The organism is Mesorhizobium sp. B2-4-12 (assembly GCF_006441575.1).
GTDB lineage: Bacteria > Pseudomonadota > Alphaproteobacteria > Rhizobiales > Rhizobiaceae > Mesorhizobium.
In genome coordinates this window covers 233,469-247,383 of the sequence record NZ_VFVC01000001.1, presented here as the reverse complement: position 1 = coordinate 247,383, position 13,915 = coordinate 233,469, and the positions used below count along the sequence as shown (strand labels likewise).

Below are 13,915 nucleotides of genomic sequence, written 5' to 3'. Positions count from 1 at the left end.
TGCGTTGAACGAATGGTTTACCGCACGATATCAAAAAAATGCTGCAGCGCAACACACAAATTTCCCAGCCCGTTGAAATAGTCTCGTCATGAATTGACTAAATAATAAGCTTGTGCAGCAAACTTTTCAGGATGTTGAGCAAATTTGTGACAATAAAATGGCAACTAGAAAAAATGTCGACCTTTCTGGGGCGATTTTGAGGCAGGACGTTCCCCGTGGCCTCCAACGGGGCATATTAGTGCTTTATAAAGGTGCGAAGTTCCGGAATATTAACATAAAATACTGCTTAATATTGTAGATTGTACTGAAATAGGCCTGTGGGCCTAGATCGTTTGAAATGCCTGTGTGTGCGTTGCAACACGAGCGAGTCAATCGTATCGGCTCAATCAAAAATATGTGCGGTTGCCCTTGCCGCCTCCTGCCCGCCTTAATAGAATTGCAAATTATACCTGTCAGAGTGGCGACAGGTTGAAAGGCCGGAAGCAACCGGTCGGCAGCGGGCAACTTAACAAGCCCGCATAACAAGGGACGGCGCTCGGGTAGGGCAATCGTTGGATATAACCCGAGCCGGTTTATGGGCTGTTGGGTATGTCGCTTCCAAAATTCATCATTGGGATGATTTTCGCGCTGGCAATCATCGTTGGCTGGTCCTGGATCGATAGCGCTTCGCTGGGTACGACCCTGCTGCGCGTAATCATCTGCGCCGTGATCATCCAGGCCGGCTACTTCGTCCTTGTCTATGCCATGATCGCCAGGAGCGCGCCGACGCCGGCGGACAGGCTGCGCGAGGCCGAAAGAAAGCTCAGTGCGCCAGACGTGGCTGAAAGCGAAAAGCTGGGCAGCGCACGGCGAAGCCTGCACTGATCCAGCAATATCGCCAAATGCCAAGGATATATCCGCCCTCAGGCCACATTGGCGGATTCGGGTTCCGATTGTTCTCCAGACAGCATCCTGGACAGCCGGCTCCCCGGCTTTGCCTTCAGCCGCTGATATTGCCCGACTTCCACGACACGGCCGTCCTCCATCGCCACCACCCAGTCGGCGAAGGCGATCATCGACGGCCGGTGGGCGATGGTCAGGATGGTCATCGCGCCGCGCAATCCGTCGATCGACCTGGCGATCAGCGACTGGTTCTGCCAGTCGAGCGCGCTGGTCGCCTCGTCGAGGATGAGCAGCGACGGCTTGCGCAGCAGTGCACGCGCCAGTGCGATGCGCTGGCGCTCGCCGCCGGAGAGGCGCACGCCACGGTCGCCGACCACCGTATCGAGCCTGTGGTCGAGCCGATCGACGAATTCACCGGCGTGCGCGGCGCGCAGCGCTCTCCATAAATCGTCGTCGCTCGCCTGCGGCGCGGCGAGACGCAGGTTCTGCGCGATCGTATCGTGCAGCAGGAACACGTCCTGCGGCACATAGGCCACCTGATCGCGCCAGCGGCGGCGATTGGCGGCATCGATCTCGACGCCGTCGACGACGATCTTGCCGGCGCTCGGCTCGAGCAGGCCGAGCAGCATGTCGGCGATCGTGCTCTTGCCGGATCCCGACGGACCGATCAGGGCGGTGACCTTGCCGGCGGGAAGGCCAAACGTGATGTCGCTCACCACCGCCTTGCCGGCGCTATCGTCATAGAAGAAGGAGACACCTCGAATGTTCAGTCCGGTATCCAGCGACAGCTTGCCACCATCCTTGGATCCGACATGGCCCGGTTCGCGCTCTGCATCGAAACGTGCCTGCAGGCTGCGCATCGCCGTATAGGCGGGCAGGTTGATCAGCACCTGCTGGGCCTGTGTCTGCATGTCCATGAAGCGCGGCGCGATGCGCATGAAGACAAGCAACAGCACGACAATCTCGGCCAGCGACAGGTTGAAGCGGACCAGCGCCACATAGATGAACAGGCTCAAGCCCACCACGCTCGCCACCTGGAACACGGCGGTACCGATCGAGCTGTTGCGCACGTAGTCGATGTTGTCGGCCTTCATCTTTTCGAGCGTTGCCTGCAACTGGGCGAAATAGCTCGCTTCGACATTCAGGCTCTTGGCCACCTTGATGCCGCCGAGGAATTCCGAGACCGTCCGGTACTGATCCTGGCGATTGGCTGTCAGAACCCTGCCGAAAGCGGTGGCGCGCGAGCGGAACGGCTGCAGCGCGACGAACATCAGGATACCGATGACCACGGCAAACAGCGTCATCACCGGCGAGATGAACACGGAGACCACGAGATAGCCGGTCAGAAGCACGGCGATCTGCACCAGCATCAGCAGCGAGAAGGCCGCCCCCTGGACACGGTCTATGTCGCCGGTCAGGGCATGGTCGAGGTCGGAGCTGCGCATGCGAGTGAACACGCCCCAGCGCGCCTTGCCGATGCTCTCGAACAGGTTCATGCGCAAACGGTTGATGAAATCGAAGAGAAGCCTGGCCATGTAGACCGACTTGAAGCGGTTGAATGCTGCCTGCACGGCAACGAGCCCGACCAGCGCGCACAGCACCGTCGTCAGTTGCAAGGTTCCGCCTGGCACCAGCCAGCGCACGACATCAATATTCGGCAGCCGCACCGCGAAATCCTGGTCGGCGCGACCGACAAGGTGGAGCAGCGGCACAAGCAGCAGGATCGAAATGCCTTCCGTCAGGCTGCCAAGGATCAGGAACAGCAGCGCCGTCCAGGTGCGCCGCCCGCCGATCTGGGCGATAACAGCGCCGAACGCGGCGATATCGCGAAACAGCGACAGGCGAAGAATTGAGGACTTCGACATGTTTGCGCTCATGGCTGCCGGCGGCCAGCCTTCGGACTCCTTGCCGCCAGGTCTGTTTCGATCAACTCCACGGCCTCGCCGATCCTGTCGAGCCCGGTCAGGACTTCCAGCCGGCAGACACCGACATGGTTGGCAATTCCTGAACAGTGGCGAAAATGCACCGCCGCCAAGTCGCCTGACAGCGCGGCACGACCAAATCGCGTCACGTAGGAGAACTTGATGATGGCCGGCAAGGCGGCAATGCCCGGCAAGGGCGTGATCTCGGCCGTTTGGCCGCGCTCCAGAACATAGATCCTGGCCACCGGTACCGTGTCACCGGAAAAGGCGCCGTGCAGGCGATGCTGCATCTTCTCGATAGCCGGATGCACTTGCGGCCGCACCTCCGCTTTCGCAAGCGAGATCGCGGCCGCCGCGTCGGCGGCAAGCTTGATCTGTGGAAATCCCGGAACGATCATCGGCGCGTCCGAATTGGTCAGATCGAGCGCCACGATGTCGTCTGTAAGCAATTCGTGCCCGGCCCGGATCAGCGCGCTTGCCGTCGTCGACTTGCCGGCGCCCTTGTCGCCCATGAAGACGGCGCCCTTGCCGGCCACGGCGATGGCGCTGGCGTGCAGCACGAGCAGGCCGCGACGGTGCAGCAACAGCGCCATCACCGGTCCGAGCAGGGGAAACGCGAGCAGCGCGTCGTCGGCGCCGGGCGCCGGCTCGACATCGATGCGGCAGCCGTCGCTGATCAGGAAGGCGCCGACCGCATGCCAGGCCAGATATTGCCGCTCCGGCTCGAAGCGGAAGATCGTCGCGGCCTCGGGTGAAGGCTTCGGCATATCGATCGTGCCGATGGCGATCAGGACATCCGCCACCGCTGGCCCCGCCGGCTCCAGTTCGGGCAAAGCAACATCGGACGCAACGGTCAGGCCATAGGCCCGGTAGTTACGACGCTCTCTGACCATCCCGGCATGCGCCGGCGGATGATCAGGATATGCGGCAATCGGCTGGTTGCGGGGCATCATGCTGGGCTCCCGCCGGGCTGGACCTGCCGCAGCCACAGCGACAGCGAAGCCGAACGCCAGACATACTGGACGTCGAGCGACGCCGCACGATCGGGCTGGCTGAGCAGCCGCGCACAGGCGGCCTTCACCTGCGGCAGGTTGACGTAGGGCGCGATGCGGCCGGCATCCGAGACCAGCAGTTGCTCCAGGAGGTCGCGGTGGTTGCGCACCATGCCATTGACCAGATTGGCGGTGAAATCGATCTTGTCGCGCCGCCACTGCACTGCCGCCGGCAGGACGCCTTCCATGGCCCGGCGCAGCACATAGCGGCCAAAGCCGTGGCTGAGCTTCTCCTCGCCCGGCAGCGCCAGGCAGAATTCGACCAGCGGCTTGTCCCAGAACGGGTAGCGCGGCTCGATGCCGAAATTGGCCGCGGCCTTGTCGAGAACCTCGAAAGAATGCGGGACATAGCCATTTAACAGGATCCAGCGATGGCTGAGCGCGTCGCTGGCCTGGACACCGGGAGGCATGTAGCCGGCCCGGTGAAACCGGTCGACAAGCTCGGTTCGTCTGGCCAGATCCGGATTGATCAGGTCGCGCCAACTTCGGCCGCGCGGGGTTGCGGCGGCCCCGGGTATCTTGTTCAGGGCGCGGTTCGCCAGATGTCTCAGCCTGGCAATGCGCCAAGCCGGCCCGTAAATGGTCAGGAACTGGAAATAGAGTGCAAGCGTGCTGTTGCCATAGGTGTTTGAGGCGCTGCGGACCTCGCGCCAAAGGTCCAGCCATCGGCCGGTATTGGCAAGCTCGTGCAGATGGCCATGTCCCTGTGAAACGACCTCGTCGCCGCCGTGCCCGTCGAGCAGCACCTTGATGCCCTTGGCGCCCGCCGTCCGGTAGATGCCACGGGTCAGCGTCAGGCCCGGCGCCAGGAAGGTGCCTTCCTGCTCTTCCAGCACCCGTTCGAATTCAGCGAAGGGTGCGTAATTGTCGACAGGGATCAGCGTCGGGTCGGCCTTCTGCTGGTCCAGCACAGCATCGATGAAAGGGCGCTCGTCCATCGACGAACCCTTCTCGAAAATCAGCGAGAAGGTCGGCAACTTCGGTTTCCGCTCGGCGGCGTTCTGCAGGCCTGCCACGCAGGCGATTGAGGAGGAATCGAGGCCACCGCTCAGCATCGCGCCGACCGACTGGCTTCCGCGCATGCGGTTGCGCACCGATTGCGAGAACAGATGGGCGAACTCCTCCGCGGCGTCGGACCGGAGCGCGCGCGGCGATGGCTCGATCTGCCAGTACCGGCGCAGCACCGCTTGCTGCCCGGTGACGGTGAGGCTGTGACGCGCCGGCAGGCTGAAGATGTCGCTGTAGGGCGTTGATTGCGGGTCGTCGGGAAGCCCGGCCAGGAAACCCGAAATCCGATGCTCGCTGAGGCGCGCACCGACCCCGTCCAGGCCAAGTATCGGCCCAATCTCGGAAGCGAAGGCAAAGCGGCGTTCGGTTGCGTGATAGTAGAATGGCTTGACCCCGAAATGGTCGCGCGCACAAAACAACAGCCGCCGCTCGGCATCCCACACGGCGAAGGCGAAATCGCCTTGCAGATGCACCGGGCAGGCTTCGCCCCAGCGCAGATAGGCCTGCATCAGCAACACGGCGTCGGCGACCGACCTATCCCTGACACCGAGTCTCGCCATCAGCTCGTCGCGATTATCCAGCCGGCAATCCGCGGTGATGGCGAGCTTGCCGCCGGCCAGGGTCAGCGGGCCTGGGCCGGGTTCATCGGTGGTGTTTAGCCAGGCGTGGCCAAGCGCGATGCCGGTGTCCAGCCACCACGAATTTCCGTCGGGGCCACGATGGCGCATGCGTGCCAGCATCTGCTGGATGTCGGTCGCCGCGTCCGTCGGCGCGGGTTCCTGTCGCAGCAGGATTCCGGCCACGCCGCTCATCGGCTGCCGTGATCGACCAGATGGGCGAAACCATCGACGGAGCCGCCGAGCACGACATGGTTGTCGCTGACCAGCCAGGCATGCGCCCTCAGTTGCTCGCCCGTGCCGCGTTCGATGCCTATGCGGATATGGGAAGCATTGCCCTGGCGCGCGAGAATGTATTGGCCCGAAAGCGCCTGGGTAAGGCACGTTGCGCGTGGCACGAACCGCGCGGCAGCCGCAACGCCCCAGGCGACGAGCCGCAACTCGCCCATGCTGGCACACTGGCGCGCGTTGAGCCGGGTCACCATGTCGCGAACACGGTTGTACGAGAACAATGTCAGCCCCAGCCGGACGGCCGCGACCACCATCAGGCAGCGGCAGAGGAAAAGCGCTTCCGAACCGCTCAAGGTGAGAACCCTGGCCATCCTTCGCTCGCCGGGGCGACGGTTCGCCGGCCAGGCGCTTTTTTCCGTTGCATGTCTTTGCCGCGAAGCCATGGCGTTTTGCGGAACCTGCCTAGACGAATGCCTCATCCTGCAGCCTCGCAAGCCCGTTTTCGGTCAGGCCCTTCAGCAATGCGTCGACGTCGGCGTTGCAGCGTTCGGCATCGACATTGTAGCGCGCAAGCACGGCGCCACGGATATCGGCGATCGACCTCGGGTCCTGGATCAGCTCCCAGATGAATGCGCCGACGCCGTTGAGACTGTAATAGATGTTGGATTTCAGATCGAGCAGCGCGAGGCCATCGCCGAATTCGCAAGCCACGGCATCCCCAGTGGCCCTCACGCAATCGTGGTCAGATGGGTTCCAGTTCATCCTAAAACCTCGTTTGAAACACACGCTCTACGATACGCGTCGGCAGTTCAGTGCGGGAAGTCGGGGATTTTCATCCCCGACTCCATTCATGTTCTTGGATCCTGGGGGCCCAACGTCATTCCTCCAGAACCAGACTGATCTCAGGAGAACGTCAGGTCGCCGATCGGGGTGTGCGCGGGAAACGAAACGTCAGTCGCCGTGTTGCCGCCGCCTCCCTGGGTGATCGTCTCGATCGAACCGTGCACCGTCAGGCTTGGCGTTTCGTACTCATGCCTTTCAACATTCTGTTCCATTTTACTCTCCAATGAGGACTGGAAATTACTCTCCAATGAGGACTGGAAACGGCTTGTCGAGTGCCGTCAGCACTTGCATGCTGCAACGCAATAGCTGCATAGCAACATTTATGAGTCAAGTCTGATTTACCTGACGTTAATCAATTATGGGTTGCGGGCGTCACCATGCGTGCGGGAGATGCTCAAAATTTGACCTCTTTTGGGTTGAAGTCGAAAGCAATCGGGCACTGTGGCCTTCGATTTATTAAGTGCCTGATTTTGCTAATAGAAAACTTTGACGTTCGATGCCTTTTTAGACGTCACTAAAAAGACGGATTTTTGTTGGCCCATCTGTGGTTGATGGCCGGCTGAGGTTGCTTCGATAGGATCGGAATTTCAGCCTGTACTTCGCCACGTTCGGGTAAGCGGGTAAACGCTCTGGTTGCAAAATTCCGCGCTGCGAAGGAAGGACTTTACGGCGCCGAGGTTTTTGAGGATGCTTTGCTTCGCACTTGCAGCATACGCGTGGCGCAAATCGCTTTTTTGGAGACTGTGCGCTCAATGGCCTTGCCGGAAAGTTCCTATGAACGACTGCGCGCCGCGGATTGCGCCGACGAGATTGCCTATGTGCGGGCCTGCCTGCGCTTGTATTTCGCGGGCCCGGCCGCCTCGGCCGGCGAGGTGTTGACGCCGGGCCTTTCCGATGCCGTGCTCGCCGACATTGCCAGGCTGAACAAGGTCGCGACCTTCGTCTTGAAGGTCCTGTCGCGTGCGCCGGCGGGCGAAAAGCCGGCCGAGCTCTTCGAATGGCTCGATACCTATCGCAGGCGGACGGTTTCCATGAATGCCGCCTGCCTGATGGATTCGCTGGCAATCCATGAGGCGCTTCGCGACAGGCAGATCGACTTCGTCTTTCTGAAGGGCCCATTCCAGCAGCACCTTCTTTACGGCGACCATTTCATGAAGCCTTCGGGCGATGTCGACATCCTGGTCTCCCCTGCCGGCTTCTCGAAGGCGCGCGATGCGCTGCGCTCAATCGGCTATGAAGTGTCAGGCAAATCGCGCTCCGTCTGGTGGGTTCGCTTCCTCGGCGAACAGCATATGAATCGCGGCAATGGGCCGAAATCGTCGACCGTCGACCTTCACTATCGCCTCCAGCAGCCCGGTTCGCCCAGTCCGCGTGACTCTGACGGGTTCTTGCGGCGCAAACAACTGGTCGAGATCGCCGGCACCGAAGTGCCGTTCACGTCGGCCGCCGACACCCTGGTGCTGTCTTGCATCAGCCTTGCCAAGGCGCTGTTCAACCGCGAACCCTGCGCCGGCCATGTCTGCGATATCAGGGCCAGCGCCAGCCGTCTCGACGAGGCCGATCAGCGCCGTGTGCTCGATGCCGCGGCGAGCCAGGGGCTGGACGATACGCTGCTGCTCGGCCTGCGCGCCGCCGACGTGCTGCTCGGCGGTGCCGGCACGCTTTTGTCGGAGCGGGCCACGCGGGTCCTGTCGCGCATCGGCAATGAGGATCTGCTCAACATGGTCATCGCGCCGTGGCTCTCATCGCTGCGCTGGCCGCAGCGGCGAACGGTGTTATGGGAATTGTGCGGCAGGGCTCCCGTCCGCTACCTGGCCGAGGCCGGCTGGGCAGCGTCGGCGGACATAAGCCGCCGCATCTTCGAGCGGCCGACCCGCGATGGCGGTGGCGTCGAACGTTGATACGTACAGGGCGAGGGCATCGGAACCTGTGCAAGAGGCAGAACCAATGTCGATGACGAAATCCCAAGTCTGCGTGATCATCGCGGCCAAAAACGCGGCACGCACGATCGCGGTCGCCATCGCATCCGCGTTGCGCGAGCCGGAGGTGGCGGAGGTCGTCGTCGTCGACGACGGCTCCACCGACAATACGGTTGAAGTCGCCCGCTCCGCCGACGATGGAAGCGGCCGGCTTGCGGTGATGCGCCTCGACATCAATCGCGGTCCTTCCTTCGCCCGCAACGCCGCGATCGCCGGCTCGCAAGCGCCGTTCATCAGCATTCTGGACGCCGACGACTTCTTTCTCGAGGGACGGTTCCGCAACCTGTTTGCCGTCGCCGATTGGGATTTCGCGGCGGACAACATCATGCTCATCAGGGATGACGCGACGAGCGACGCGACGAAGATCGTCGCCCCGGATTTTGCCGCCGATCCGGAATTCCTCGACTTCGAGCGCTTCGTCGAAAGCAACATCTCCAGGCGCCGCGTACAAAGAGGCGAGCTTGGTTTCTTGAAACCAGTGATCAGCCGCGCCTTCCTCGACCGGCACGGGTTGCGCTACGACGAAAGCCTGCGCCTGGGCGAGGATTATGAGCTTTACGCGCGCGCGGTCGCCCACGGAGCCCGGTTCAAGGTCATCCGTTCCTGCGGTTACGGCGCCATCGTGCGCGCCGATTCGCTCAGCGGCCGTCACAAGACGCAGGACTTGAAGCGGCTGGCCGATGCCGATCTGGCGCTGCTGGCGATCGACAGCCTGCCGGAAGGGTCCAGGGCGGTGCTGCGGCGGCACGAGCGGCACGTGCGCGACAAATACCGGTTGCGCAATTTCCTCGACGTGAAAGCCGAGCGCGGCCTGGCTTCGGCCGTGGCCTATGCTTTCGCGAGTCAATCCAACCTCGTTCCCATCGTCCAGGGCGTGGCCTGCGACAAGCTCGAGGCGCTGTTTCGTCGCGTCGGCCTTACGTCCAGGCATAAGCATGTGCCGCGGCTTCGTTTCCTGATGGCGGGAACCAGCACGGGCAAGGAGCGGTAAGACGCGGGAAACGCTTGTTCTGCCCCACCGCCGACAGACTCATCGCGCAAAGCATTTCCATCGGATTTATGAGTTTACGAATTGGGTGGTTGCCTCACGGCTTAGGGGATGGCAGTCTATGTTGCGGTGCAGCAAATAAAACGACCAGCCGAACTGGCCCCCGATCGGATTGGTCTGAAGTCCCTCTCCCCGTCGCAGGAGAAGGACGATGCGACGTTTAAACCCCGGTTGCGGGGGCCGGCCAGTAATCCGGCACGCGCGCCGGTGATGACAGGAATTTAAGCTCATGGCCTCGATATTCGGCTTCAGATCAAGGGATCCTGCCCGGGACCGGCAGGCCGACATCGCGCGCCTCGACCGACTGGCGAAGCTGTTCGAGCAGATCGCCGCCGAGATCGAGGCCGAGAAAACCGGCCTGGAGAGCCGCTACCGCAAGACGGCGACCAACGCGGCTTTCCTCGTTGAAGCGATGGAAAATGGCTCCGCCTCCGATCGCCGGTCGTCCGAAGTCAGCGCACTGACAAAGTCGATCCTGAATTGCGAGCGCCGCATCGCGGCGCTGTCGCGCCAGAACGGCATGATGCAGGAACTCCGTCATTCGCTGGATATGGTCTTCGACAAGGATGAGGCGTCCGATTCAGCCGTCGAGGTCGATTTTGCCAGGCCCGCGGGCGCCGGCCGAAAGTGAAAGGTGCAGGACTGCCACGACGAATTTGATGCGAGGTGGAAGGAAGTTCGAGGAGGGTCAAAGAGGAAGGTCAAGGTTGGCCCGTTTGGAGGCACTCGAACGTCGACTTTGGGTTGGGGACGCACAGCACAGGGTGAGTTTGGTATGAATTCTGATCCGAAAACCACGTCCACGACAGCAATTCACGCAAGGCCCTTCGCGCGCCGGACCAGGCAAGACAGGCCGGGTCGATTGGTTTTGTTCTGTGCGCTGCTGCTGGTTGCCCCGGGCAGCCTGTTGGCGGTTCCTGCCCATGCGCAGAATATCGAGACGTCCCCGTCCTTCGTCGACGATTTCACCAGTTTCAACCGTGAGCGCTGGTATGTTTCCGACGGCTGGGCAAATGGCAGCCACCAGAATTGCACCTGGTCGAAAGGGCAGGTCAGCCTGTCGGACGGTGTGTTGTCGCTGAGCTTCGAGAAGCAGAAGACGAAGGATCGTGAGTTCGTCTGCGGCGAGGTCCAGACCAAGCAGCGCTACGGCTATGGCACCTACGAGGCGCGGATGAAGACCGACACGGGTCCCGGTCTCAATGCCGCTTTCTTTTCCTATATCGGCCCGTCCGACAAGCAGCCTTGGGATGAGATCGACTTCGAGATCCTGACCAAGGACACCTCCAAGGTGCAGGTCAACGCCTACATCGCCGGCAAGGGCAAGAACGAGAAACTGGTCGACGTGCCGGGCGGCACCGACGGCGGGTTCAACGACTACGCCTTCGTCTGGCAGAAGGACAGTTTGCGCTGGTATCTCAACGGCAAGCTGGTGAACACCATCACCGATCCGGCGAAGCTGCCCGCCCATGCCCAGAAGATCTTCTTCAGCCTTTGGGGCAGCGATACCATGAAGGGCTGGATGGGGGCGTTCGCGGATCCGGGCCGCAAGGTTTCGCTGCAGGTCGATCGCGTTGCCTTCACAGCGCTCGGCGAGCCATGCCAGTTTCCGGAATCGCTGGTATGTAGCGTAGAAGAATTGGGAAAGACGAATTGAACCGGCCGGACCGTAAACGGTTCGCGGCCTTGGGAAGGAACGAAACCGAATGAACTTGACGGTGTTTGGAATTGGCTATGTCGGCCTCGTGCAGGCGGCGGTGCTTGCCGAAGTCGGCCACCAGGTGGTTTGCGTCGATGTCGACGCAAGCAAGGTCGAGCGACTGAACCAAGGCCTGGTCCCGATCTTCGAGCCAGGCCTCGAAAGCATCGTCAGGGAAAATCACGCCGCCGGCCGCATCAAATTCACCACCGATGCCGCCGCCGCCGTCAAGCATGGTGAAATCCAGATGATCGCCGTCGGCACGCCGCCCGGCGAGGATGGTTCGGCCGATCTCAAATATGTGCTGGCGGTCGCCGAGACCATCGGTCGCGAGATGGATACCGCCAAGATCGTCGTCGGCAAGTCGACCGTGCCGGTCGGCACCTGCGAAAAAGTAAAGGCCAGGATCGCCGAGACGCTGAAGAAGCGAGGGCGTGAGGACCTGACCTTCGACGTCGCCTCCAACCCCGAATTCCTCAAGGAAGGCTCGGCCGTCGCCGACTGCATGAAGCCGGACCGCATCATCGTCGGCACGTCCAGCGAGGACACCGAGGCGGTGATGCGCGAGCTCTACGCGCCCTTCAACCGCAACCATGAGAAGATGATCGTGATGGACGTGCGCAGCGCCGAATTCACGAAATACGCCGCCAATTGCATGCTGGCGACCAAGATCAGCTTCATGAACGAGATGGCCAATCTGGCCGAGCAGCTGGGCGCCGATATCGAGGAGGTGCGCAAGGGCATCGGCAGCGATCCGCGCATCGGCTACCACTTCATCTACCCGGGGCTCGGCTATGGCGGCTCGTGTTTCCCCAAGGACGTGCGCGCCCTGATCAAGACCGCCGAGGGCGTCAAGTTCGACGCCAAGCTGTTGCGCGCCGTCGAGGAGCGCAACAACGACCAGAAATCCGTGCTGTTCGACAAGGTGAACCGCTATTTCAAGGGCAACCTCCAGGGCAAGACCTTTGCGCTGTGGGGCCTGGCCTTCAAGCCCAACACCGACGACATGCGCGAGGCGCCGGCGCGCGTCCTGATGGAGGCGCTCTGGAAGGCCGGCGCGACCGTGCAGGCCTACGATCCCGAGGCGATGCAGGAATGCCAGGCCATCTACGGGCTGCGCGACGACCTGATGCTGTGCGGCACCAAGGAAGCCGCCCTGCGCGGCGCCGATGCGCTTCTCATCGCCACCGAATGGAAAAGCTTCCGCGCGCCGTCCTTCGACGCGCTGAAGGATGCGCTGACGACGCCGGTCATCTTCGACGGCCGCAACCTCTATGACCCCAAGGTCGTGGCGCGCCACGGCATCGAATACCACTCGATCGGCAGAATGGCGGCGTGAGGCCCGTTACGGACAGGCCCGGAACGGAAGCCGCGACGAGCGCGCGCAACGTGACCGGCGCAGTTCGCCCGATGATCCGATCCGGTTCACCGGATGGCACTCATGCACCGATCCGTTCGCGACGCTTGATCCGCCACGGTACGCCTGAGGCGGCTTCGACGCGGCTCTTCGTTGGCCGCATGCATGAAACGCGAAAAGACGAGGAGCCAGCATCATGAAAGTTCTTTTTGCAGGCGGTAACGGGTATCCGCCCGAATTCAGCGGCGGTGTCCAGTCGAGCACCCATCACCTGGTCGAACAGTTGATCGAACACGGACACGAGGCGGCGGTGCTCGCTGCCCTGTTCGGAGAGGGTGTCTTCGGTTTCAAGGCACGCGCCAAGATGAAGCTGTTGCGTCAGCCGGCGGTTGTCGACAGCTTCCCCGGCTATCCGGTGATAAGGGCGTGGTTTCCCTGGGAGGCCGCGGGCTTTGCCGTCAACCGGGTGAAGCCGGATGTAGCGGTGGTCCAGTGCCACAAATCGGTTCCGCTCGGCAAGGCGCTGCAGGCCGAGGGCGTGCCGCTGGTCGTCTATCTCAGAAATGTCGAGTTTCACGAGCTGGGTGGCGATCTGCGCGAGTTGCACTCGGCGCTCTATATCGCCAATTCCGATTTCACCGCGCGTACCTACAAGCGTGAGTTCGGCATCCAGGCGACGGTGATCCCGCCGACCATCAACCCGACGCATTACAGCACGCCGACGACGGGCCAGTTCGTGACCCTGATCAATCCCTACGAGGAAAAGGGCTTCGAGCTTGCGGTGCGTATCGCTGGCGCGTGCCCCGAAATCCCGTTCCTGTTCGTCGAGAGCTGGAAGCTGGATGACGACCATCGCGCGCGTATCGAGGAAACGATCGCGCCCCTTGGTAACGTCACGCTGGAGAACCGCACCAGCGACATGAAGACGGTCTATGGCCGCACCAGGATCCTGCTTGCGCCCAGCAAATGGGAGGAGGCCTGGGGACGCGTGGCGTCCGAGGCCCATTGCAGCGGCATTCCGGTCATCGGCTCGCGGCGGGGCGGCCTGCCCGAAGCGATCGGTCCCGGCGGCGCGGTGCTGGACCACGATGCTCCGCTCGCCGACTGGGTGGCTGCCGTCAGGCTGCTGTGGACCGATAACAAGGAGTATGATCGGGTCTCAGGCCTCGCGCGCGGCTTCGCGGCACGCCCGGAGCTTGATCCGGATCGTCAGTTCGTCACCTTTTTCTCGATACTGGACAGGGCGGTGCAGCAGCGCGCCCGTCAGGCCGCGTAGG

13 protein-coding genes are annotated in these 13,915 nt (G+C 62.2%); 7 read left to right on the top strand and 6 right to left on the bottom strand.

What is annotated here, in order from left to right:
• Positions 1-588 precede the first annotated feature (588 nt).
• On the top strand, positions 589-864 hold the full coding sequence (locus FJ934_RS01185) for an exopolysaccharide production repressor exox (protein ID WP_140606822.1): 276 nt from the start codon (positions 589-591) through the stop codon (positions 862-864).
• Positions 865-902: 38 nt separating this feature from the next.
• Here FJ934_RS01185 and FJ934_RS01180 read toward each other — a convergent pair whose 3' ends face one another.
• From FJ934_RS01180 to FJ934_RS01155, 6 genes are all read right to left on the bottom strand, one after another.
• Entirely contained in the window at positions 903-2,747 is a 1,845-nt protein-coding gene (locus FJ934_RS01180; protein WP_140606821.1) for an ABC transporter ATP-binding protein, read from the bottom strand.
• A gap of 8 nt (positions 2,748-2,755) precedes the next feature.
• Complete coding sequence (locus FJ934_RS01175) at positions 2,756-3,757, bottom strand: serine kinase (protein ID WP_140606820.1); 1,002 nt, start codon at positions 3,755-3,757, stop codon at positions 2,756-2,758.
• On the bottom strand, positions 3,754-5,676 hold the full coding sequence (locus tag FJ934_RS01170) for a lasso peptide isopeptide bond-forming cyclase (RefSeq protein ID WP_140606819.1): 1,923 nt from the start codon (positions 5,674-5,676) through the stop codon (positions 3,754-3,756). The genes FJ934_RS01175 and FJ934_RS01170 overlap by 4 nt, the downstream gene beginning before the upstream one ends.
• Positions 5,673-6,083, bottom strand: a complete 411-nt coding sequence (locus tag FJ934_RS01165) for a lasso peptide biosynthesis B2 protein (protein ID WP_246671405.1) — start codon at positions 6,081-6,083, stop codon at positions 5,673-5,675. The genes FJ934_RS01170 and FJ934_RS01165 overlap by 4 nt, the downstream gene beginning before the upstream one ends.
• Positions 6,084-6,174: 91 nt before the next feature.
• The gene (locus tag FJ934_RS01160; protein ID WP_140606817.1) at positions 6,175-6,474 is read right to left on the bottom strand and encodes a PqqD family protein; all 300 of its coding nucleotides are present in this window, start codon (positions 6,472-6,474) and stop codon (positions 6,175-6,177) included.
• Positions 6,475-6,614: 140 nt separating this feature from the next.
• Positions 6,615-6,767 (bottom strand): lasso peptide, encoded by a 153-nt coding sequence (locus FJ934_RS01155; protein ID WP_140606816.1) that lies wholly within the window; start codon positions 6,765-6,767, stop codon positions 6,615-6,617.
• Between the two features lie 540 nt (positions 6,768-7,307).
• On the opposite strand from FJ934_RS01155, the gene FJ934_RS01150 reads away from it, so the two are divergent.
• The 6 genes from FJ934_RS01150 to FJ934_RS01120 all read left to right on the top strand — a co-directional run bounded on the left by FJ934_RS01150 (position 7,308) and on the right by FJ934_RS01120 (position 13,914).
• Positions 7,308-8,456 carry a nucleotidyltransferase family protein gene (locus tag FJ934_RS01150; protein ID WP_140606815.1) on the top strand — a complete coding sequence of 383 codons (1,149 nt, stop codon included), beginning with the start codon at positions 7,308-7,310 and terminating at the stop codon, positions 8,454-8,456.
• Between the two features lie 46 nt (positions 8,457-8,502).
• Entirely contained in the window at positions 8,503-9,525 is a 1,023-nt protein-coding gene (locus tag FJ934_RS01145) for a glycosyltransferase family 2 protein (RefSeq protein ID WP_140606814.1), read from the top strand.
• Positions 9,526-9,811: 286 nt separating this feature from the next.
• Positions 9,812-10,213 (top strand): hypothetical protein, encoded by a 402-nt coding sequence (locus FJ934_RS01140; RefSeq protein ID WP_140606813.1) that lies wholly within the window; start codon positions 9,812-9,814, stop codon positions 10,211-10,213.
• Between the two features lie 144 nt (positions 10,214-10,357).
• Positions 10,358-11,239 (top strand): glycoside hydrolase family 16 protein, encoded by an 882-nt coding sequence (locus FJ934_RS01135; protein WP_140606812.1) that lies wholly within the window; start codon positions 10,358-10,360, stop codon positions 11,237-11,239.
• Between the two features lie 49 nt (positions 11,240-11,288).
• Entirely contained in the window at positions 11,289-12,620 is a 1,332-nt protein-coding gene (locus FJ934_RS01130) for a UDP-glucose/GDP-mannose dehydrogenase family protein (RefSeq protein WP_140606811.1), read from the top strand.
• Between the two features lie 214 nt (positions 12,621-12,834).
• Positions 12,835-13,914: a glycosyltransferase gene (locus FJ934_RS01120; protein ID WP_140606809.1), complete on the top strand. Its 1,080-nt coding sequence runs from the start codon at positions 12,835-12,837 to the stop codon at positions 13,912-13,914.
• Position 13,915: the final 1 nt, after the last annotated feature.